16 protein-coding genes and 1 pseudogene are annotated in these 23,281 nt (G+C 45.5%); 8 read left to right on the top strand and 9 right to left on the bottom strand.

What is annotated here, in order from left to right; genetic code table 11:
* Nucleotides 1-52 precede the first annotated feature (52 nt).
* The 7 genes from MKX64_RS04620 to MKX64_RS04590 all read left to right on the top strand — a co-directional run bounded on the left by MKX64_RS04620 (nt 53) and on the right by MKX64_RS04590 (nt 7,154).
* The gene (locus MKX64_RS04620; protein ID WP_124331897.1) at nt 53-238 is read left to right on the top strand and encodes an aspartyl-phosphate phosphatase Spo0E family protein; all 186 of its coding nucleotides are present in this window, start codon (nt 53-55) and stop codon (nt 236-238) included.
* 24 nt (nt 239-262) lie between these two features.
* Complete coding sequence (locus MKX64_RS04615; protein ID WP_341035425.1) at nt 263-604, top strand: hypothetical protein; 342 nt, start codon at nt 263-265, stop codon at nt 602-604.
* A gap of 29 nt (nt 605-633) precedes the next feature.
* Complete coding sequence (locus MKX64_RS04610; protein ID WP_010274537.1) at nt 634-996, top strand: PrgI family protein; 363 nt, start codon at nt 634-636, stop codon at nt 994-996.
* Nucleotides 989-3,319, top strand: a complete 2,331-nt coding sequence (locus tag MKX64_RS04605) for a VirB4-like conjugal transfer ATPase, CD1110 family (protein WP_341035424.1) — start codon at nt 989-991, stop codon at nt 3,317-3,319. The genes MKX64_RS04610 and MKX64_RS04605 overlap by 8 nt, the downstream gene beginning before the upstream one ends.
* A gap of 679 nt (nt 3,320-3,998) precedes the next feature.
* Nucleotides 3,999-4,418 carry an RNA polymerase sigma factor gene (locus MKX64_RS04600; RefSeq protein ID WP_341035423.1) on the top strand — a complete coding sequence of 140 codons (420 nt, stop codon included), beginning with the start codon at nt 3,999-4,001 and terminating at the stop codon, nt 4,416-4,418.
* Nucleotides 4,419-4,540: 122 nt separating this feature from the next.
* A complete protein-coding gene (locus MKX64_RS04595) occupies nt 4,541-4,948 on the top strand; it encodes a DUF6075 family protein (RefSeq protein WP_341035422.1) in 408 nt (135 codons plus the stop codon).
* Nucleotides 4,949-4,973: 25 nt separating this feature from the next.
* The gene (locus MKX64_RS04590; protein ID WP_341035421.1) at nt 4,974-7,154 is read left to right on the top strand and encodes a C40 family peptidase; all 2,181 of its coding nucleotides are present in this window, start codon (nt 4,974-4,976) and stop codon (nt 7,152-7,154) included.
* A 281-nt stretch (nt 7,155-7,435) separates the two neighbouring features.
* On the opposite strand, the gene MKX64_RS04585 is transcribed toward MKX64_RS04590, so the two are convergent.
* The 3 genes from MKX64_RS04585 to MKX64_RS04575 all read right to left on the bottom strand — a co-directional run bounded on the left by MKX64_RS04585 (nt 7,436) and on the right by MKX64_RS04575 (nt 10,123).
* Nucleotides 7,436-7,837 (bottom strand): nuclear transport factor 2 family protein, encoded by a 402-nt coding sequence (locus MKX64_RS04585; RefSeq protein ID WP_010274525.1) that lies wholly within the window; start codon nt 7,835-7,837, stop codon nt 7,436-7,438.
* Between the two features lie 171 nt (nt 7,838-8,008).
* The gene (locus tag MKX64_RS04580; RefSeq protein WP_010274523.1) at nt 8,009-8,482 is read right to left on the bottom strand and encodes a Mov34/MPN/PAD-1 family protein; all 474 of its coding nucleotides are present in this window, start codon (nt 8,480-8,482) and stop codon (nt 8,009-8,011) included.
* Entirely contained in the window at nt 8,483-10,123 is a 1,641-nt protein-coding gene (locus MKX64_RS04575; protein WP_341035420.1) for a ThiF family adenylyltransferase, read from the bottom strand. It lies immediately after the preceding gene.
* Nucleotides 10,124-10,342: 219 nt separating this feature from the next.
* On the opposite strand from MKX64_RS04575, the gene MKX64_RS04570 reads away from it, so the two are divergent.
* Nucleotides 10,343-12,316 carry an IS1182 family transposase gene (locus MKX64_RS04570; RefSeq protein WP_445670814.1) on the top strand — a complete coding sequence of 658 codons (1,974 nt, stop codon included), beginning with the start codon at nt 10,343-10,345 and terminating at the stop codon, nt 12,314-12,316.
* On the opposite strand, the pseudogene MKX64_RS04565 reads toward MKX64_RS04570, so the two are convergent.
* From MKX64_RS04565 to MKX64_RS04540, 6 genes and pseudogenes are all read right to left on the bottom strand, one after another.
* Nucleotides 12,291-13,115, bottom strand: a pseudogene (locus MKX64_RS04565) (CBASS cGAMP synthase); the annotation flags it as partial. The gene MKX64_RS04570 and the pseudogene MKX64_RS04565 sit on opposite strands and share 26 nt — an antisense overlap.
* A complete protein-coding gene (locus MKX64_RS04560) occupies nt 13,099-14,106 on the bottom strand; it encodes a CBASS cGAMP-activated phospholipase (RefSeq protein ID WP_010274515.1) in 1,008 nt (335 codons plus the stop codon). The pseudogene MKX64_RS04565 and the gene MKX64_RS04560, both read right to left, overlap by 17 nt.
* Nucleotides 14,107-14,172: 66 nt before the next feature.
* Nucleotides 14,173-17,310 (bottom strand): type I restriction endonuclease subunit R, encoded by a 3,138-nt coding sequence (locus MKX64_RS04555; protein ID WP_341035419.1) that lies wholly within the window; start codon nt 17,308-17,310, stop codon nt 14,173-14,175.
* Nucleotides 17,311-17,327: 17 nt separating this feature from the next.
* Nucleotides 17,328-18,701, bottom strand: a complete 1,374-nt coding sequence (locus tag MKX64_RS04550; RefSeq protein ID WP_341035418.1) for a restriction endonuclease subunit S — start codon at nt 18,699-18,701, stop codon at nt 17,328-17,330.
* Entirely contained in the window at nt 18,691-20,214 is a 1,524-nt protein-coding gene (locus MKX64_RS04545; RefSeq protein WP_341035417.1) for a class I SAM-dependent DNA methyltransferase, read from the bottom strand. The genes MKX64_RS04550 and MKX64_RS04545 overlap by 11 nt, the downstream gene beginning before the upstream one ends.
* Nucleotides 20,215-20,230: 16 nt before the next feature.
* Complete coding sequence (locus MKX64_RS04540; RefSeq protein ID WP_341035416.1) at nt 20,231-21,817, bottom strand: restriction endonuclease subunit S; 1,587 nt, start codon at nt 21,815-21,817, stop codon at nt 20,231-20,233.
* Nucleotides 21,818-23,281: the final 1,464 nt, after the last annotated feature.

Here is a 23,281-nt window from a genome sequence, read left to right as displayed (position 1 = left end):
TAATGCTTCATGATAGAGTTGCAAACAGAATGAGGAAGAGGAGTGCAAATGAGTGGATGATCTAGTAAGAAAACTGGAGAAAGAGAGGCAAAAATTAAACGAGCTTGGCGAAAAGTCGTTGATGCAATCGATTCCTTTATCCGACAATCAAGAGGTTCAGGAACAGAGTAGGAGGGTAGACGAGTTGATGGTGCAATATCAACGAATGAAGGCCAAGGATAGGCAACCGATACGGTAAAAGAGGGATGAAAGGGGCAAGGTCATGGGATTTCCAACGTGGTTCCGAGGAGCCATTCAAAGGCGATTGGATGAGGTTTCGGCACAAATCGAACATCATCCAGAGCTGAAAAAAATTAGGGATGAAGAAGATGAGGCGTTTCACACTATATTTTCGGGGCTGATCATGGCTCAAACACCTGAGTTTGAAGACTGGGGGGACAAGTATATTCTCAAGCAAGCCATGATGAATGAACGGCTGTACATGCAGGGATTGACAGATGGCATACAACTTGCCACTGCTTTACTGAATCATTCCGCTTTGCCGCCACATGAAACGCCGGTTACATTCAGTCACGAAAAGGGCCAAGCGAAGGCGAAGCCGTAAGAACAGGAAGCAATTGGGAGGGATGACATGTGGAAGTGAAAATCAACCGGGAGATCCGGGAATATACGGAAAGCATCTTTTTTGGACTGTCCTTGCGACAGTTCTTTTTTTCTGTTTTGGCCGTAGGTGTGGCGATAGCGCTGTACTTTATGATGCGCAGTCGTTTCGGCATTGAGACACTCAGTTGGGTATGCGTCTTAGGTGCGGCCCCCTTCGCAGCCCTGGGCTTTATCCGGTACCACGGTATGAATGCCGAGCAATTGCTATGGGCGTATATCAAATCGGAATTTTTAATGCCGCGGCGCTTGGTCTTCCACTCGACGAACACGTATGCGGCGGCGTTAAGCAAGACCATAGAGCAGTATGAAAAAGGAATGAAGCGCCATGATTAAGACGTTAAGTCGTATCATCAAGCAGGATAAGGAACGATTTGTTATACCGAAAGGCGTACAACAAGTGATTCCGATTCGCTCTATTTGGGCGGACGGGATTTTTTTAGTTGGCAACAAGTTTTCCAAGACGTATCGCTTCGAGGACATCAATTATTCCGTCGCCTCCCGCGAAGATAAGGAAGCGATGTTCCTGTCGTATTCCGAATTGCTCAATTCCTTTGATAGCGGGGCGACAACGAAAATCACCATCCATAACCGGAGGCTGAATCGAGCGGATTTTGAAAGTTCGGTCTTCATTCCGCTTCAGCAAGATGAGCTGGACGAATATCGACAAGAGTATAATCAGATGCTGCTGGAAAAATCCGTTGGGGCCAACGGTACGATTCAAGAGAAGTATATAACGATATCCATTGCCAAACCCAATATCGAAGAAGCCCGGCATTATTTTTCTCGAGTTGGGACCGATCTGATCGCCCATTTTTCTCGTCTCGGCTCCAAATGTACGGAACTGAACGCCACTGAGCGGCTGCGTATTTTTCACCATTTCTTCCGCCAGGGAGAGGAAACGGACTTTCGTTTCGACTTGTCGGAAACGATGCGCAAAGGACATGATTTCAAAGATTATATTTGTCCGGATACGTTTGAGTTTGAAAAGGATCATTTTCGGATGGGGAAGCTTTATGGCCGGGTCATCTTCCTGCGTGAGTATGCCAGCTATATCAAGGACAGTATGGTATCCGAGCTTTGCGACCTGCACCGCAACCTATTTCTGTCCCTTGACATCATTCCGATACCAACGGATGAGGCGGTTCGCGAAATCGAAAACCGTTTGTTGGGCGTAGAGACGAATATTACGAACTGGCAGCGGCGGCAAAACAATAACAACAACTTCTCCGCCGTTATCCCGTATGACATGGAGCAGCAGCGAAAAGAGAGCAAGGAATTTCTGGATGACCTGACGACTCGCGACCAACGCATGCTGTTTGGCTTATTGACGATGGTGCATGTGGCCGAAAGCAAGGAGCAACTCGACAACGATACCGAAGCGATATTGACGACGGCCCGCAAACATCTGTGTCAATTCTCGCCTCTTATGTACCAGCAGATGGACGGTCTAAATACCGTGTTGCCTTATGGTTTACGGAAAGTACATGCTTTGAGAACGTTGACGACAGAAAGCACAGCGGTGTTTATCCCGTTTCGGGCGCAGGAAATCATGCATGAAGGCGGTATTTACTACGGACAAAACGTCATCAGTAAAAATATGCTCATTGCCAATCGCAAGCAGTTGCTCAATGGAAACAGCTTTATTTTGGGGGTATCGGGCTCCGGAAAAAGCTTTACGGCAAAAAGAGAAATCGTCAATCAAATACTGGCCAGCGGCGATGACATTATTCTGATTGACCCGGAACGTGAATATTCCGCCCTAGTAGAAGCGCTAGGCGGAGAGACCATTCATATCTCGGCCACGTCACCTAATCATATCAATGCGATGGATATAAACCGGCAATACGGTGACGGAGCAAATCCGATCATTTTAAAATCCGAATTTGTTCTTTCGTTATGCGAGCAACTGATCGGCGGTTATCAGTTGGGAGCGAAGGAAAAGTCGATTATTGACCGTTGCACGGCCAGTGTGTATCGAAAATATCTGCAAAGCAATTACAAAGGGCAACCGCCTACCTTACAGGATTTTCGAGCGGAACTGCTCAAGCAATCCGAGCCGGAGGCGCAGGACATCGCGCTGGCGATTGAACTGTTTACCGCTGGCAGCTTGAATACGTTCGCCCAGCCGACTAACGTCAACGTTCATAACCGGCTGATCTGCTATGATATTTTGGATTTGGGCAAGCAACTGTTGCCGATTGGCATGCTGGTTGTATTGGACAGCATTCTGAATCGAATTACACAAAATCGCGCCAAGGGGAAAAACACGTTTATCTTCATCGATGAAATTTATCTGCTTTTCCAACACGAGTACAGCGCCAACTTTTTGTTCACGTTATGGAAACGTGTCCGAAAGTATGGCGCTTTTTGTACGGGGATTACGCAAAACGTGGACGATTTGTTGCAAAGTCATACGGCCCGAACGATGCTGGCCAATAGCGAATTTATCGTGATGCTGAATCAGGCCAGTACGGATCGCAAGGAGTTGGCGGAACTGCTTAATATTTCGGATCTCCAGCTTTCTTATATTACAAACGTCGATGCCGGGAATGGGCTGTTAAAGGTCGGCAGTTCTCTCGTGCCATTTACAGATAGCTTTCCACGGCATACAAAACTTTACCGTTTGATGACCACGAAGCCGGGAGAATCGCTGTAAACCCTTGGCAAGCGGCTGATGAGATGCTTCATCAGCTGCTTGCCAAGGTATGTAGATTCGACTGGTCACAGCCGTCTGAGACAAGTGGTACTTGCTGGCTAATTGAGTGATGGTTAATTGGAGATGGAAGTCATTCCGGCGTGCAGAAAAAGAATTGACCAGGGCTTAATATGAAGAGTAAAGGTATATTTTACTATTCTATCGCTAGCGCACGACTACAAGACTATTTAAATTACTCTAGTCCTACGACTGTCGGGTTAGTCTGTTTCCCATTGAGAGGAGTTGTTTCATTATCGGTCTTTCAAAATACGGATGGTAGCACCTAATCTGCATACATAACTGAACAACAGGGCTTGCTTCTCATCATGGTGTTGCCATGAGAGCGGGAGTTGATATTGTTGGTTAATATCAAGTCGCGTGCAGCTCGTGCTGCCAGAGAACAGGCCCTAACTAAATTCGCTATCAGGCTCATTGAAGATGTGCCGCTGACGCGTTTGCCATGCTTGCGGAATGGTGTTGCACGTTCAGTGGATCAATATTCGAACCCTTTGTGTGTACTTTCGAAGGGTCTTTTTTGTTTTCCTTTATTACGCATTAAGTTTAAAGGCGACACAGGCTGCCGTTCGCCTCCTCCTTGTTTTGGCTTGCTTGGCAATCAAAACAAGGGAGAGGGATGAGAGTGAAAAAAATCAATCTTCGCGATATGTATCCTTTCTATCAAACGGATGTCTGGATCAAGGTGGATGAGGAGATCGTACAGGAGATGCGACGTTTCGAGTTGCTTGAAAGCGCTTATAAATTGCGCGCTTATCGTCATCGGGCATATTACTCTCTGGATCGAAACGATGGCATCGAAAACGATATTCTGTTTCCTTCTCGTTCTACTGAAACAGAGTATGAAGAAATGGCCTTTCGAAGAGAGCTTTACGCAGCGATGTGTCGATTACCGAAAAAGTCGTTTCGACGTATTTACTCACATTATTTTTTAGGGATGAGTAAGGTCGCTATCGCTCGTGTAGAGCAGGTGGATGAAAAGGCTGTACGCAAGTCCATCGAAAGCGGGCTGAAGAAGTTGAAGCAAATTCTCGGGAATAAGTGATTTTGAATCATAGGGTCCGATTTTATTCCCAAAATGAAAGGGCTATTAGAGGGTGATGTTCAAGGCGACGATTGGCGGTTATATGACTAATCGTCGCCTACTATGAAAGGAGTGCCAGAGTTATGTTTCCCGGTATGTTTCGTGATGTAGAACACGAAAAGTTTTACAGCGATATGCTGAGCCGTTTTCATCGCCAAGATGTCTATCATCGTGCGTTGTTTTACACGTTAGGCTTGACGCGAGAAACGAGGACGCATGTTCAGGACTTGTTTGACTTTTCAAACGACAGCATCCGACCGAAAGGTTTAAAGGCTTCCTGGCAAACAGGTACTTCCCTTCGAGCAAGCCGCTTGGCCTTTAATCTGTGGAACGGATGGGCAGAAGAACAGCAGGAACGGGATTCCACGCCGCACGAGTTGTTTGATTGTCGTTATGCGCCTTATTTCTTTGAGGCGATTCGCTTGCGTTATCCGGAATATTGCAGGAGCCATGACCGGGTTCCCCAACGTATGAACGGTCCAACCCGTTAATGGATATGCCAGGAGGGCAACTTTGATGAAGGATATAAAGACAAGGACACGGGTGAAGAACATTAAGAAGCTGGATCGCTTCTCCAACTTGATGGCAAAAGCAAAGTCTGTCGATGTACGTTCCAAACATAAGTCATCTAATCGCCATGATTCGGAATCTACAGGTTCCTCTGTGGTGTACGCGCAAAATCAATCCGTGAGGGCGGCAAAAACCACGCTGCGCAAGGGGATGCGCATCATTCCAGGTGTGAGCAAAGGAGCAATTCGTCTTCTTCGGAAAAAACGGGAGCGCTTGATAGGGACGGCGAAGGAGAAAGAAACCATGCCTCAGCAATCGGGGGAAACGGCGAGCGGTCGGCGTTCACGTAAGCGAAGCGGCATTCAAGTGAGCAAACGTTCGGTTGTTTCTGATAAACAACAAGCGCTGTCCGCCCATTCAACAGGTGCCATACAAGGAAGAGATAATCGTCAGGCTGTACATTCATTTTCCCAAACCAAGCGTCCATTGCGTTTGCGGAAGCCTGTTGGCGGGAAATATCCTTTGTTTTCCGAAACAGTGATAGGGAAGCAACGCTATATTCATCGAATGGTGCGGGCCAGGATTGTCAGTCGGAAACAAGCTCAACAACCCCAAGCTCAAGCTAAAAGTGAAACCCAGTCAAACCCGATGTCAAAACCTGTCGAGAAGCGTGTCACGACCACGAACACCCTATTCAAGACTACCGTGCGTTCTCGTGACAAACGTTCGAGTCTACAACCCGGCGAAATGACAATCGGGAGGAAACGAAATCCCGCCCCCGTTCGTTCTTCCGCTCATAAGCTGGTGAAGCCGCATGCAGGTGTATCCGGGCGTGTCAAAACGGGCGGCAAAGTCATCAAGGTGCTTTCCCATTCAGTAAAACCGATTCATCAGTCTAGCCAAGAAAAAGGACAGGTCCATAATCCAACAGATAGGATGAAACATAAAGCCAGGGAAGCGCAAAAAGCAGCCTTTCGATTGATGACCATGCACCGTTCAAAGCAGCGGCTGCAAGCTGTTGCCAGATGGAACATTCGCATGATTCGTGTAGCGGCCAAAATGACTGCGGTACTCGCCAAAGGCATGATCGCTCTTTTAGGTGTTAGCGGTACGGTGATCATCTTGCTATGCATCATGATGGCTGTTGCTGCGGTTGTATCATCTCCTTTTGGCATCTTTGTCTCCAGTGATAATACGGATAGCGATGTATTGCCGCTTTCTGACATCGTACAAGACATCGACAACGAATTTGCTGTCCGACTGGAGGACATACGTCGGGATGCAGGCTCAGTGGATCGTGTAGAAATCCATTATCTCGGAAGCGCTGATAATACTCGCATCGATAACTGGATGGACGTCATCGCGGTCTTTGCGGTTCGTACCGTAATGGACAGCGAAAACGGCATGGACGTAGCCACACTGGACGCCACTCGGGTGGATGTGATTCGCTCCGTCTTTTGGGACATGAATCAACTGGACTCTTACGTGGAAACGATTGAACACAGGGAAACGATTACGGTGGAACATGAAGATGGGAGCACGAGTAAGGAAACGATAACCTGGTATGAATCGGTATTGCACATTACAGTTGCCAGTCATACTGCTGGGCAGCAGGCCGACATCTACGACTTTACAATCGAACAAAGAGAGATCATGCATGAAATGTTGTCGGCGGAGTTCCGCCCGCTCATGTTCGCGCTTCTCGGTAAAGATATGGATGTTGGGTTAACGACTGAGCAGCTTGAAATCGTTTATCACGATCTGCCGAAAGGGGAATGGGGCGGTGAAGCTGTCCGCTTGGCATTGACTCGCTTGGGCGATCCATACAGTCAAGTTTTGGCCGGGCAAGACCGCTATACAGATTGCAGTTATCTTGTTCAATGGGTGTACCGGCAGTTGAGCATTCAGTTGCCGCGGACGGCGGCTGAACAAGCCAGACATTGTGTCGATAACGGGTGGACAATCCGTTTTGAAGATTTGGCTCCGGGCGATTTGGTCTTTTGGAGCTATGCCAGCAATGGTCGGTTTATGGATATTACCCATGTTGGCATCTATGCCGGAAACGGCAAGGTCGTCGATGCTTCATCCACTCGCGGACAAGTGGTTTACCGGAATTTGTTTGACGCCGATCAGCAGGTGCTGTATGGGCGGCCGTTTCAAATGAACGTACAAAATGTTTATAGCTAAAAACAAAGTAACCCCGGGGAAAACTCTCCCGAGGTTACTTTGACCGATGCTTTCGGATTATGACTCCATTCTAAACGATTATTTGCTAAATCGCTACGCTTGTCTTTTTCTAAATGTTAGTTCAAATCATGAATTGTTAAATGTTTGTTCTGTAAATCGCTTCCGGAAAAAGCTAAGAATCAGAGCAGGTAGTGACATCATAAGTTTGATCTCTTCTGTTACATATTCTGATTTCAATCGTCATCATATAATAGACAACATGACTATAGCATTATTTCGGTTTAAGAAATTTGAATGAAATACGATGTAATCGTCTTTATTTTTGCATTTCTCCCAAAACCTCTGAAATTATATACATCACAAAAAGCAAACCTTTGCTGATCATGGAATGCTAAAATTCCATTTACTGAACCCGCGTTTCCGTGGGTGATGATGTTGTGGATGTGTAATTGTTGAACTTTTCGATTATTCATGTGATTCAGTGCTTTTTCAAAATCGGCTTTTCCTCGCTTGATGTGATCTCCGATGACTTCCCAAACGATATCATCCGTCACCCATGCCATACAAAAGTCTACTTCAAGTTTGGCAAAAGCGATGCTGAGATCTCTAAGAAGTTCTTTTTTCGGCGCATTCCCACAATTTTCGGCGCATTCTACTCTTAAGTTTTCAGAATGAGTATTCATCGTTACCTCCTAATGACCCCGACATATAATCAGGGTCATTATCGCGCATCTTATTGGAATATTCATTGTGAAATCAATGATAACGGGCTATTTTTGACTATTTAATCGGCACCCAAATTTCGGTTTTGGCTGCGGGGCTTGATGGGTCAGGTGCTCGATGAAAATAAAGCATTAGACTGAGATGCGTTGTTCTAGTTGTTTTAGCGAAGTATCACTTCCAACAAATTGCACAGCAACATACTTTTCTTCTGTCCCTACTATAACCAAAAAGAGGAAATCTATGCTCATCTTGGAATCACGTAGCATGTTAGTTATTAATTTTCGATCAACTGAAGATGGTCTAGGTACAGGCTCAGGGTGGGTATGCCATTCGCCTAAGTATATTACCTCTCCATTAGAAGATCTCCACGCTAAATCTACGAACCACTGGGCTCTTTTTACATTCCGTTCAAAAAAATACCGTCCTGATTTATCACCAGGACCCGGAGTCGTAATTTGTTGTATAATAATTTGATCGTCAAATATTCGGCCCAGAAGGATACCGCCTGCTTCGTGTTGCTTTTTCTTGACTTGTCTATACGAATTGAGTATGTCAACAACCTCATCCGTAAACTTTACCAATTTATCTCCAAATATATATTCCATTTAGTTCGAGCAACCTTTGCAATTTGTTCGTTCCCTGATTGTACGAATGCGAACGGAATAGCTGTCCGCAGCAACCCACATTGAAGATATTTTTCTCTTGTTTAGTCTTTGTTCCTTTAAGTTACCTAGCCAGGTAAATATAGTATTCTCCTGCACTTTACCAGACAAAGTATCTCGAAGAAAAAGCATTAAATCGTTAATGAATCTTTTTAATTCTAGTGCGCCATACGGAACGAATGTGCTTTGGCAACCAGCTTCTCTTTTTGTAAATTCACCTGGATTAAAGAGTACGCTTTGAATGAAACGGTGTTGTTCATCAAACAAACATTGAAAACAGCCATTTTTAGTTGGGTCGACCCAAACTGCATGTGCCCCCGCCAGATAAGGTTCAACCCAAACGAATAATATAGGCTTTTCAATTATTCGCTCTTGAATTAGTTTATTAATGCGAAACTCTGTGGGGAGATGTCCTACCGCGACAACTGAAAAATCACAATTGTTCAGTATGGATTCATAACTGACAAGCAATTTTAATATATCTTCCGGGTAGCAAGCGACTTCACAATTTGGAAAATGTGACGTAATCATCTTTTGCAGAGCGTCAACTTTTTTCTTTCCAACATCACTTGCTCCGCAAACATGTCGAGCTATATTGTCAAAAGTTAATATATCCTTATCAACAAAAAGAAACTCTTCAACACCAATATCCGCTAAAGAACGTGCAATATGACTTCCAACTGACCCACATCCGACTATTCCGACTCTTAACCCACTCTCGACATTTCCGTCTCCGCCACGAATAAATAAATAATCTTTATCAACTCTTTTAATGGTATGCTTCAATAACTTAAGATCTCCGAAATCCCTCGTCAATTCAAGTAGTGCATTTTTTCTGCCAGGCCTGAACCCCTTCAATCCTGTCTTCTTTTTCTTCTTGCCTTTAAATGCTGAGGTAGAAATTAAAATATTCTCCCCATGTTCCCATACTCCAATAACTTTGCTGCTACCATAAGGGATGGAAAAAACAATTGTACTAGGCCTATTATCTCTATCCAAGAATTTCAAGAGTGTCTTTAGCGAATCACGAGAAAAGCTTCTGAGTCTCTGCAATAGTTCGCGGTTGTTCCTTGGAAATGGTGGAATTCCAATAGATTGTAATGGAAGGTAGAGAGCCTTTTTCCGCTTATCATATATTTTCCCGCCAACTTGCAGTATCCATCTTTGCCCATCGACTCTTGAATCGGCGAACAATAGTTGATTACCCCAAGAAGGATGGTGGAAGCTTATGGCTTCAATGATTTTGGGGTCATCAGTCAATTTAATAAGTGACAAATATTGATTAGTCGATTCCTGTCCCCAATAACTTTCGAATTCATCCATGTATTCCGTAATATTTAGTTTGTTCTTCCCGGTGTAGATGAGTTGTTGAGCCTTTTGAATAATTTCTTTTATCACACCTATTGGGTCAACCGCATTTGGATGAGCTTGATCGGAATCAAATGTGCATAGGACTTGTTCCGCATCTAAATGCGGAATTGGGTAAAGCTCTGAGAAATACGGTTCGGGAATAACTACTTTCGGAAAAGAGTCTGGATAATTATATGGGATCGCGATTATTATTTCTATACTTTCTTCATTCAATTTAATCCTAAATGCTTTAGGATAATTTCGATCATTAAATTCCTTGTCGGTTTCTTCTACAGCGCCGTATGAATTTATAAGAGGCTGTCCAGAAAGTCAGTGAAACCTGACTACTGGCAGCCTCTTTTTTTGTAAAACGCTAAAAATATGCGCAAAAAAACCGTCTTTTCCTGTAAAATGAAAGTTACCACACAACCATTTCAGAAAGGGACGGTTTTTATGCGTAATCAAATGACTACTACTAAACATTATAACATGCAACTCACATTTCCTCTAGAAAATATAGAAGGAAACATAGATTCTAAACGAAAGCTCACACCTGCTTTTAAAGCTTATGATAACAAGCAGATGCATATGATCTTGGATCTAGAATCACTAATCCCTTCCCACCATGTCGCTCGTATCATTGATGAAATGATTGAATCTATTCCTGACGAGCTGTTGTTTGCTCATTATGTTGGCGGTGGCCGTAGTTCCTACCATCCTAAAATGATGCTCAAAGTGATTCTTTATGGCTACTCTCAAAAAGTCTATTCCTGCCGTGGCATTGAAAAACTATTACAAGAAAACCTACCGGCGATGTGGCTAGCTGCGATGCAACAGCCGGACTTCCGCACCCTGAATGACTTCCGTGGTGTGCGAATGAAGAGCCTTATGGATGAGCTCTTTCAAACGATGATTAAAAAGCTCATCAACGACAATTTTATTACCATGGAGAACTACTTCTTGGATGGCACAAAGATTGAAGCTAATGCCAACAAGTATTCTTTTGTGTGGAAAAAATCTACGTTACGCTTTGAAGAGAAACTCAAAGAAAAGGTGCAGGCAACCCTTGCGCATATTCATACGCTCACGCAGCAAGAAGCTAGTGAAATGGTAGCTACCGATCCAGATGAGCTTCCTGTACAGCTTGAAGAAACAGCTGTTATTCTAGAAGAACAAGTAGAGCGCTTAACTGAACAGATCGCTCAAACCAATGACAGTGAAGCGAGAAAAGCCTTACGAAAAGAGCGTAGTGCCTGGAAACAGCCTCTGAAAAAGATTCGTCAAGACTTTCTTCCACGTCTGGCCAAGTATGATCAGCAGAAAGCTTGCTTTGGTGATCGCAATAGCTACTCCAAGACCGATCCAGACGCTACGTTTATGCGAATGAAAGAAGATCACATGAAAAATGGTCAACTTAAACCAGGTTACAATGTACAGATGGCAACGGAAAACCAATTTATTTTGTTTTATAGTCTTCACCAACGACCAACGGACACACGCTGCTTCATTCCGCATATGGAGCAACTTGCTGCGTCTTCTTTACCCATGCCTAAAACCGTGATTGCTGACGCTGGTTATGGTAGTGAGGAAAACTATTTGTACGCGTTAGGCGAAGAAAAAGAGACGCGATTTGATTTTCTTATTCCATATGGCAGCTATATGCACGAACAAACCAGACGCTACAAAAAGAACATGAAGCATGCAAGCAATTGGACGTATGAAGAGTTAGACGATCGCTTTATTTGCCCGAATGGTCGATACGTTTCGTTTAAGAAGTACCAGACGAAGAAGACACGCTCCGGCCTAGAGCAAAGCTTTAAGATTTACGAATGTGAGGATTGTAGCGATTGCCCATTAAAGGCAGCATGTACGAAAGCAAAGGGAAATCGTCAAGTACACTGGAACACGGTATGGGAAGAATTAAAGGCAAAGGCAAAAACAGCCCTTGAGGATGACGAGAAATCCGCGATCTATGCTCGACGTAAAGTCGAGGTTGAGAGTGTATTCGGTCACATCAAGGGCAATCGGTCGTTCCGCAGATTTTCCTTGCGGGGTCTAGAAAAAGTTCATACAGAGTTTGGGATTGTGGCCTTGGCCCACAATCTACTGAAAGTAGCAGGCATTCGCCTCGCTACATTCTTTCAAACGCAGGGACGTAAAAAGGTTGGACGGAGAAATGGTTCTCTTCTCGTCCAACCTTTTTACTTTAGGGACTTATTGGACAGCCCCATAATATTCCTCAAGTTTACGCAGATCTTCCATGGTTACCTAAAACTGCTGCCGAATTGGTTTGAATGGCAGAATTACTCCCTTTATTCTCATCTTTGGGTGGTTGATATTCAGGGAATCGTGAACCGAAAATTTTTCTCCACTTCTTTGAAGCCTCGGTTTTATCCTGATTTTCTAAAGCTTCCCCACCTTTTTTGATAAGATCTTCAAGCTTGTTCAGGAAATTTGATCTTCTCGTTTCTGACCAGTTATCAAAGAGTTCCTCGCCAGGTACTACTGGCCTAACTAAAGAAAACGATTCAGAAAGCGTGTTATGAATTTCCTTTGCTGTTGCTACCAATGCTGCATCGTCTTCATCAGGATAATCGCTTACAAAATGATTGGCTGCAAGTATTGTCAGGATCATTCCACTTGGAAACTTGGTATCGCTCTCCTTATAATCCTTCCATGCTTTCAGATACCGAACCAGTCTCTTTAATTGGTCTCCTTTTATTTGAACTTCACCCTTAAACCAATCGGTTAAAGCCTTGGGGTCACTGGTAATCCATCCTTTAGATTTGTGTGCGAGCTTTGGACTTTGGTCGTCTTTTTTGATGTAAATCGGTAAATCGACGTGGTAATTTGCTTTATATATAACCCTGACACACGTATTTTTATCTACAGGTTCCTCACTGGTATGGCCTTTTGTGGCCTTAACAATCCAGCTATGAACAGTTGATGGGGTAGGCCAATCGCCCTCATCGGAGTTCTTTAAGTGTTCCAAATATATGCCGTCATCAATATCATATTCACCATCAATAGGAGTTACCGTAGTATTCATCATGTATGAGCCCTGGCCATAAAACTTGGGCTTTTTCACATCTAATTCTTCAGAAAAATACTTCTTAATTTTATCCCGCAACGCATTCCTGGATGTTCGTAAACTTTCTTTTTTGTCAGATTTAAGATAGATTTCATCATCATGAAATTTAATGAACAAGTCATGACAATTTGACATACTTCTCGTCCTCCTGATTATGATATTCAAAGATTTTTCTGACCGAATCTTCAAACAGCCATTTTTTACTCGCTTGAACACCTTTATCAAGCATAATGCTGATTGCGGCAGGACAAGCACGGTCTAACTCAATATACTTTTTTTCTTGATCCGATAATTCTATACTAGTTATTCGAACATAGTGACCCGGTAAGTATTTTGTTATAAATTTCATGTGATTGTCGACAGCGAAACTCTGTGTATCGATCATAGTGGAAATTAACTTATTCCCCCAACTACTGAACGATTTTGATTTCCACACCTTATGCGGCTCTGGAAATCTCGCGTGCTCATTTAAAGATGAAATTGATAATAGACAGTAGGAATCAAACCCTTTGTTAAGGTAGTATGTAAAATATTCTTGCATCCCCAATAAAGATGGGTTATTGGCCCAGAGTCCACCATCAACAAATTGTTGCGGACCCTCTTTTGTTTGCAGCTCTACAATCGGAAAGTAAGTGGGAGCAGCAGTAGTTGCAAGTGCGACTTCGGATAAGAGACGTTTACTATCCCTTGTTAAAGTTGGTTGGTGGTCTGATTTAAATACATAAGGTGACCCTGTGGTAACATTAACTGTTGGAATTAATACACTTGTCTTGCAATCTTCTATTTTTTTATCCTGGAATACTTCTTCGAGCGCCAATTTTAGTTGATTGCTCGAATACTTTGATTTGATCAATATTTGTTTAAAATAATGAATCTTTCGATAGAATGGATTTTGATATGGAAATATAGAAGGTCCTTTTTCTTTATAGAATCTCACAATGTCTGACGCTGGCATGCCAGATGCCAATGCAAGTGCAATAATTCCCCCAGTTGATGTGCCGCATATGAGATTGAAATTCTGATACACAGGTCCGTATACTTTTTCAATCTCTTCTAGAATTACAGCAGAATAAAGACCTTTAATACCTCCGCCGTCTATAGCTAATATCCGATAACATCCCGGCACATTCTCACCTCTCAAAAAAATGGCGTAGAAACAGTCAAACTTGATGTCCTACGCCTTTGATGTCCGTTAATATTTAAACTCTTCCGTCTCCGCCTGTGCCATCAATTCAGCTTGCTGAAGCACCAGATCAATGGCCATCTTTTCCAGATCCGGCGGGTAACCGTATTTCTTCAACAGCCGCTTGACGGTAATTCGCATCTGAGCACGTACATTCTCACGAAGCGTCCAGTCGACCTTAATGTTGCTCTTGATCGCTTGGGTCAGCTCATGTGCAATCTGCTTCAGCATGAGATCGCCCATCAGTTCCTTGGCCGATTCATTCGAAGCGAGCGCATCATAGAAAGCCAGCTCTTCCTTGATCAGACCGAGATCTTCGCCGCGCTTGACGGCTGCGTTCATTTCTTTGGCCATCTGGATCAGTTCTTCGATAACCTGCGTCGTCTCGATTGTACGATTGTTGTATTTCCGAATGGCTTCCTCCAGCATCTCGGAAAATTTCTTCGATTGCACAATACTGGTTCGGGAAACGGCCTTCACTTTCCCCTGAAGCAGCCTGCGGAGAAGTTCCACAGCCAGATTTTTCTGCTTCAACCCGCGCACATGTTCCAGAAACTCGTCCGATAGTATCGCGATGTTCGGTTTCTGCAAGCCTACGGCTTCCAGAATATCGACGACTTCATCGGATACGACCGATTTCGAAATGAGCTGATTCAACTCGGCATCGAGTTCTTTCGTCGTTTTTCTCTTGTTTTCGTCTGTTATCAGCTTAATTATACCAGATTTAACCGCTTTGAAGAAACTGATTTCGACATTGACTTCCTCCGCGGCGGGAGTCGTCGCGCAGAGCGAGAAGGCTCTTGCCAATTCCGTCGTCCAATTCAGGAAGTTCCGCTTGCTCTCTTCACCTAATCCAAGTACGTAATCGACCGTCTCAACAATGGCCTTCATCCGTTCGGCTGCTTTCTCCGAAGCGAATTTACTGTAGTCATACCCATGAAGCAATTCGCGGATGAGCTGCAGCCTTTCCAGCATAAAGTCAACGGCTTGGTCTGTATCGATACCAGCAGTTTTTCGGTCATTTTCCGTATATTGTTGAAGCGCCGATTTCAGCAAGTCCGCAATTCCGATATAATCGACGATCAGACCGCCCGGCTTGTCGCGGAATACCCGATTCACGCGGGCGATCGCCTGCATCAGATTATGGCCTTTCATCGGCTTGTCGATGTACATCGTATTCATGCTCGGCACGTCAAAACCGGTCAGCCACATATCACGGACAATGACGATCTGAAGCGGATCGTTCACATCTTTCATCCGCTTCGCGAGATGTTCGCGTCGCCGCTTGTTGCCGATAAACGGTTGCCACTCCTCCGGATCGCTGGAACTTCCGGTCATGACGATTTTGATTTTGCCTTCGTTATCATCATCGCTGTGCCAATCCGGCCGGAGTGCAACAATCGCTCTGTACATATCGATGGCGATCCGCCGCGACATCACAACAATCATCGCTTTGCCGAAGCCGGCTTTCTGCCGTTGCTCGAAATGTTCGACGACATCCTGCGCGACTTTCCTGACCCGTTTCTCTGCACCGGCCAACGCTTCAAGCCTGGCCCAACGCGACTTCAGACGCTCCCGCTGCGTGTACTCCTGGTACTCCGTAATATCCTCATACTCGCTGTCAATGACCGGGCGCTCCGCCTCCGACAAATCTAGGCGGGCAATGCGGCTTTCATAATAAATTCTGACCGTGGTTCCGTCTTCTACGGCTCGGGTCATATCGTAAATATCGATGTAGTCACCGAAAACGGCAGGCGTATTTTTGTCTGTCAGTTCGACCGGCGTTCCGGTAAAGCCAATATAAGAAGCGTTCGGCAACGCATCGCGCATATACTTGGCATAGCCATACTTAATGGCCGCTTCGTCGTCCCCGGCGACCATATCCGCCTGAAACCCGTACTGGCTGCGATGCGCCTCGTCCGCAATCACAATCACATTGCGGCGTTCCGTAAGTACAGGATACTTGTCTTCATTTTCATCGGGGGTGAACTTGTGGACCGTTGTGAAAATGATCCCGCCCGACTCCACTGACAAAAGCTCACGCAAATGAGTCCGATTTTCCGCTTGCTGAGGCGTTTGCCTGAGCAAGTCCTTCGACTTGCTGAACGTGCTGAACAACTGATCGTCCAGATCGTTCCGGTCCGTCACCACGACGATCGTCGGGTTGTTCAGCGTCAGGACAAGTTTTCCCGCGTAGAAAACCATGGACAAGCTTTTGCCGGAGCCTTGCGTATGCCAGATAACGCCGATTTTGCGGTCTCCTTCGTCCATCGTCGCCCGTTCCGTACTTGCAATCGCCTTGTTGGTGGCGTGGTATTGGTGGTATCCCGCCAATATTTTGAACAGATGCTCCCCATCGGTTTGAAACAGCACGAAATGCCTGATAATATCAAGCAGTCGGCTTTTCTCGAACATTCCTTTCACAAGCACTTCAAGCTGGGGCAGGGAGGAGGGCGCCACGTCATCGCCATCAATCGTGCGCCACATCATAAACCGGTCTTCATTGGCGGTCAACGTGCCAACCCGCGCATTCACGCCGTCGCTGATGACCAGAAACGAGTTGTAGGTGAACAGGGACGGTATCGCGCCTTTGTACGTCTGCACCTGATGATAGGCATCGCTGATCCCGACTTCTTCGTTGGAGGCGCTTTTCAATTCAAATACGGCGATCGGCAAACCGTTTACGAACACGACGATATCCGGGCGCTTCTCTCCCTGATTTTCAACAACGGTAAACTGGTTGACGACCAGAAAATCGTTGTTGCCGATCCGGTCCGGGTCGGTGTCGAACAGCCATACTTTCTCTGTCGGATATTCGCCATTGGCGGCTTGATACTGCACGTCGATCCCATCGGTAATCATCTTCTGGAACGCCTTGTTATTGATCAGCAGGCTGGGACTGCGCGGCACTTCAACGACCTTGATCGCTTCCTCTATCGCTTCCCGCGGCACATGTTTGTTGATACGAATGAGCGAATCGCGCAACCTGTCTTTCAGGATGACGTCATGGTAAAACTGTCGTTCGGGATACTCGCCTTCCGGAGAAATATCCGGGCCGTATGCTTTCTCGTAGTTCAGTTCTTCGAACCATTCCAGCGCGGCCTGCTCTAAGTCACTTTCGGTATAAGACGTCGTATAGTAGGCCATGTTGCACCTCCTTTGGATTAGGGCTGATAGTTTGCGCTTCTCTCCGCAACCATCGGCAGATCGGGAACACTGTGATCCTGCTCGACAGGGACACGGATTTCGCCCGACATGAGTTTGGGGAGAAGGGTGTCGCGGATTTGAGCCAATTGATCTGATTCTCTTCCTAAGTGCTGAATTGTCGAGTAGACTGCTTGATATTGTGCTGAATATTGTTGCAATACGGACTTTATTGGAATTACGATTTTGTGAACGCTAAGGAGACTTCCTATGTCTAAATTTTTTATTCCTGTCGTCCCGTTCTCGTATTGAAAAAATACATCCTCGTTATATAAATAGCTCAAATAGCAGTACAAAAACTCACTATATCCAATTATAGGTTTGATAACCCTACAAAAATTGGTACAAATCAAAGGAGTATTGAATTTGTTTAATACTTCTTCAATAATAAGTACACTTCTACCTGTTGACTGAGTTGGGCTGCCCCCTGATATTTCTATGATGATATCTCCATGAGATAAAGACTTAGCAGTTGCATTTTTTGGTAAGATAAACCGTTTAGGTACCTTTCCCAGTAAGCCTTTCGTAATCTCGGGAATATCTGCCCCACGTATACATGAAACCTCCTTCGTATAATTACCCTGCGGAGCTTCTTTTCCCCAGTCTCCTCCAACTGTATCCGAAATTAAATTTTGGAAGGTTCCAACGCTCCAACCCCTCGGAATCAACCCCAACTCACTTTCCTCAAACTCGCCGCCGCTTGACTTATACGGTTCGCCGTTTTCATTTGGAAACTCGAAGTCCACAAACCACCGCTTAAAAAGGGCTTGAGCCATTTCTTCAAGGTTTTTGTTGATGGCGTTGTTGAGCTCGATTTTTTTGTCAAGGGATGATAAAAGTTTGGAGATTGCCACCTGCACATTTAATTCCGGTGCTTGAATCTCAAGACTAGACATGATTTTAGTGTTTAGTGAAGGCATTGTTGCACCTACTGCTATGCTACGAACATACTCTCTAAAGCTTTCAAGACCAAAATAGTAAGATAAATATTTAGGGTCGATCTTATCCTTTTTGTTAACCCGAACTCTTAGACATCTTCCAGAAAAGAGCCAGCCATGTTCTTTTTTTGAAACATAAGCTCTTCTGTCAACAGACCCAACACGACTAAAAACGATGTCACCTTCGCAGAGGCTGTACTTCGATAATCTTAACGCATCATCATTTGAAACTTTGGGGGTGTTCTCGTGAATAATAAAATTCTCCCCTAGGTGCTCAACGGTGATTATCGGGGTACCATGGGGCACGTAATCATCTTTATGCAATTGACTACCAAAGGGACCAGTCTGAACATCAGCAATTTCAGCAAGTTTATATTTTTTCAGTTCAAAACTCAAACCCGATCCCCCCTAGCCGCTTGCGAATCTCGTCCTCCAATTGCCGGGACTTGGCGAACTGCTCCGCCAGCTCCGATGTCAGCCGTGCCATTTTATCCTCGAACGGTTCTCCGTCTTCTTCCACATCTTCGATGCCTACATAACGCCCAGGTGTCAGGATATACTCGTGCTCTTGTACCTCTGCAAGTTTCGCCGCTTTGCAGAAACCTTTCACATCTTCATACTGTCCAGCATCCATCTGTCCCCACCATGCGTGGTACGTATCGGCGATCTTCCGGATATCCTCCGTACTCAACTCGCGATGTGTCCGATCCACCATATGGCCCATTTTGCGAGCATCGATAAACAGGATTTCGCCGCGGCGGTCCCGAAGGCCCTTTGGCGCTTTATTTTTGGCAATAAACCAAAGACAAACCGGAATTTGCGTAGAATAGAACAATTGACCCGGCAAGGTGACGATACAATCGACCAGATCGGCATTAACCAGCTTGCTGCGAATTTCAAACTCCGCCGTCGTACTTGTCGACATGGAGCCGTTCGCCAGTACGAAGCCGGCAACGCCGCTGGGCGCAAGCTTGTTCACGATATGCTGAATCCACGCATAGTTGGCATTCCCTGCGGGAGGCACCCCATATGCCCAACGGGTATCCTCCGTCAGCCGCTCGCCGCCCCAATCGCTGATATTGAACGGCGGATTGGCCAGGATGTAATCGGCCTTCAGATTTTTATGTAAATCATTGTGAAACGTGTCCGCGTGATGCTCCCCAAGGTTGCCGTCGATGCCGCGAATGGCGAGGTTCATTTTGCACAACTTCCACGTCGTCGGATTCGACTCCTGCCCGTACACCGCGATATCGCCAATGCGCCCCTGATGCTCCTCTACAAACTTCTCGCTCTGAACGAACATGCCGCCGGAACCACAGCAGGGGTCGTATACGCGGCCCTTGAAGGGCTGTATCATCTCGACGAGCAGGCGAACAACGCTGTTCGGGGTATAGAATTCCCCGCCGTTCTTGCCTTCCGCGCTTGCGAATTTGCTAAGGAAATACTCATATACCCGCCCCAGTACATCCTTCGAACGGCTTTCTTCATCGCCGACTTTGAACGAGAACAAATCGATCACTTCGCCAAGACGAGTTTTATCCAGCGCCGGCCTAGCGTAATCTTTCGGCAGCACGCCTTTCAGCGATGGATTTTCCTTCTCGATGGCAATCATCGCATTATCAATGATCTGCCCGATTTCCGGCTTCTTCGCGTTATCCTTGATATGGCTCCAGCGCGCTTCTTTCGGTACCCAGAATATATTTTCTGCCACGTATTCGTCCCGGTCCTCCGGATCAGCATACGGTTCATTTTTCAATGCTTCATATTTTTCTTCAAATGCATCCGACACATATTTCAGAAATAGAAGACCGAGAGCTACATGCTTATACTCCGCTGCATCCATACTGCCGCGCAGTTTATCGGCCATGCTCCATAATTTTTCCTCGAATCCAATGTTCGCTGTTGCCATGATCCTAAATTCCTCCTCAGTAGAGTTGCTCGTATAACTGGCTCTTCACTTGTTCCCAGCGGTTCGCCGCTTCTCGAATGACTTCTTTATAACGTTCCTTCTCACGAATATATTGCTCTATTAATTCTAACTGTGTGTCTTCAGGTATCAGCGGCAATTCCAATTCCGCCACATCCGCCGGGTTCAGATTCATTACAGTCGTCCCCCGCTGGAAGCTTTGAATAAGAGCCGTCCCGACCGGGCTTTCCAGAAACATTTTGGCAAAATGGCTCTTGATTACCGACTTGAATCGAATCACGATCATATTCGAGGAGGCGATGACTACCCCTTGGGTCTCCGGAAACACAGCCAGCTTGTTCACGGTGCCGCGGCACGTCATAACCAAGTCGCCTGGGAGAATCTCGTAACGCTTCACTTTCCGCTCTTCCTCGTCAATCGTTTCAAGCTGATCCAATAACACTTCGCCGTCATCCAGATTGGATATATTCAGCACCTTAATGTTCCCGGGCTTTAGATCCTGTTTAAGAATCGATTTTCCCCGAAAAATTTCTGCCACATCGCGCAACTTCACTTTCGGGATTGCCGCCTGTTGGAAGGAACGAAGTGTATCCTGATCTTCATCCAATAGTAGTTCAATTCGCCAATGATCTAGTTGACGGAACCGATCTGGATGGATGGGAATCTCCCGTTCCGCCACAAGCTTTGACTTTTCCAAATGGAGCCGCCCGAGGATCACTTCTTCCACAGGCGCTTTGCCGAAGTCAACCTGATAGGTCTTGATAGAAGTGTAGGGACGAAACAAGCCGTCCGGAAGCGAATAAATTGTTTGAACCGGCGCCTGTTCATTCATTTGCTTCCGCCAGCTTGCGATTGAGCCAGATTGAAACAGCATCCGCGCGGGCAAGGTCACGCTTAATCTCCCGCCGTCTTGCAAGAGTGGAAGAAGGTAGCTGGCCGCTGCGCCTTCGGACTCCCGAACCGCGACATCGTCATCGTTCATTTTCATACCGAAATTCGGCATCGCCAGGATCGCGTCGAATTGATGTTCTGCGGGCAGCGGCTGATAGATGGACCCTTGAACGATGCGGATATTGGAATAGGGCTCGAAATACGTTTTGAATAATCTGCCTATGATGTAGTTTTCCGTTAACAATGTGATTGTCCATGGTCGATGGTAACATTTCGTTTCGATGAGTCCTTTGATATACTTTTCAGCTTCTGCAAACAGAATGTTGTTGCAACCATGTCGCTCGCAATGGTCGATAAACCGCTCGACGATTCCAGGATGGACGATAATGCCCCCAGTAACACGATCTTGTTGGATGGTTAGCATGGCGTATTCCAACAAGTCCATATCCTTGCCTGTGTGGTACAGTTTATAAAATAAATCCCGATCGCCGGGGAAATGTCCTAATTCTTTGTCTAAGGCGCGTTCCTTCATCCACTGAAACAGCTTCTCGGGTTCCGTCATTAGCTCCGTTTCGGCCAACTGTTGCTGTTTCAGAAGTTGTTGCGTCCGCTTCACTCTAATGGCCTCGCGAAGCAACTGATCACGGGTTGATATATCGTGAAGCAGACAGATATTCCAAAACGACTCAATCAATTCATCACCTTCTTTCGCTGCCAAAAGCCAACTAAATTATATCATCAATGAATTGAGTATTACAATACCAAAAATAAATTCAAACATGTATAGCCGGATGTTTTCAGACTGTCGAAAAATCGGTAGAATGTGAATCCGGCTTTCTATATAACGCATTTTGATGTGGGTGGACTCAACTTTTATAAGAAAAATCGATTTAAACCGATCTGATCACCTTGTTTTTACTTTTGATTTCCTCGTGCCTATTCGAAAAGGACTTTCTCGACAGTCTGATATTTTCCCGTTATCCGATACGCCCAACCCCTAATTGAATCGCGTTGATAATGCTCAACCATATCGATAGTGAAGCCGTTTCATTGGTTTAAAATGTTCTGATCCCAGTGGCCGCCTTTTTGAACAAGCCCCTCAAGAAGCAACTTAATGTCACGCTTAACCGTCATTAGTGAAGTCTGCTGGGTTGGGTGGAGGAGCAATGTCGAAATGGACCAATCATCCGGCCGGGCAATTTCGATAACAAACTTAGTCGTGATACCATGATTCGCCTGTACGATCGCACAGGATCGCCTGGAGCCGTTTGGACATACAGGCTCCCGGAGGTGACGATCACGTCATTGCCGGTATGGGAATGCCGCACATCCTCTCGACGAGCAGTAACTCACGGAAAATTGGAGAATCGCATAAACGTAGGAGGGGCTCCAATACATCTTGACTTGCGGCTCGAATGAATTCGAAACACTGGAAAGCAATAAATCATCTCGTCAAACTGTTGAAGCCCAAGCTCCGGATTTTATATGGAAGTCAATCAAGCTCTTGGGCAAGTTAAATCCATTGCTCATCAGATCTTGATTCATTCTGCTATTGTTATTCTATGTACAATACTTTCAAATGGCTTGATTTGATCAAATCCCGTTGGTGTAGATTTGTCCCATGCGCAAATGGGGGACTGTTCCCCAAGGGTAGGATATAACTTTCAAGTCCCCGGTTACCTCCGAAATGCGACTCGAATTCTCCAATTCCCTTTGTAGTCCGCGAAAGGGGATCCGAACCAAAATAACTCAACTTCCTGATTCTCGGGAAACGGCTAGATACGCAGTGTCAATGCAGCTATAATGGAGTCACCTCAGCAGATGCAATTCGGTTTATTACTGCCCCTTGTCAAATACAACGATTGATTTCATCCGATACCTCTTGGGCATATCCTGGTCGCAGTCAGGCTTTTTTCACAAGTTTCCACCGTTTTTGGGCATTCGCCGGCCATTTTCCCAGCAGCCCAGCGAACAGTTACTAGGTGAACAAGAAATAGAAATCATTGACCATGTTGCTACAGATGGTATCGCCCTCTTAATGGGTCATTCATAGACTGGACGATGACGAGTAGGAGATATGGCTGAAATATCATATGAGAACATGTAGAGAGCGGAGTATCTTGGGGATGAGCAATCATGGATTAGTCATTGTTAGGAA

The organism is Paenibacillus sp. FSL M8-0334, from assembly GCF_038000405.1.
Classification (GTDB): domain Bacteria; phylum Bacillota; class Bacilli; order Paenibacillales; family Paenibacillaceae; genus Paenibacillus_AQ; species Paenibacillus_AQ campinasensis.
This window is presented reverse-complemented; position numbering and strand designations above follow the sequence as displayed.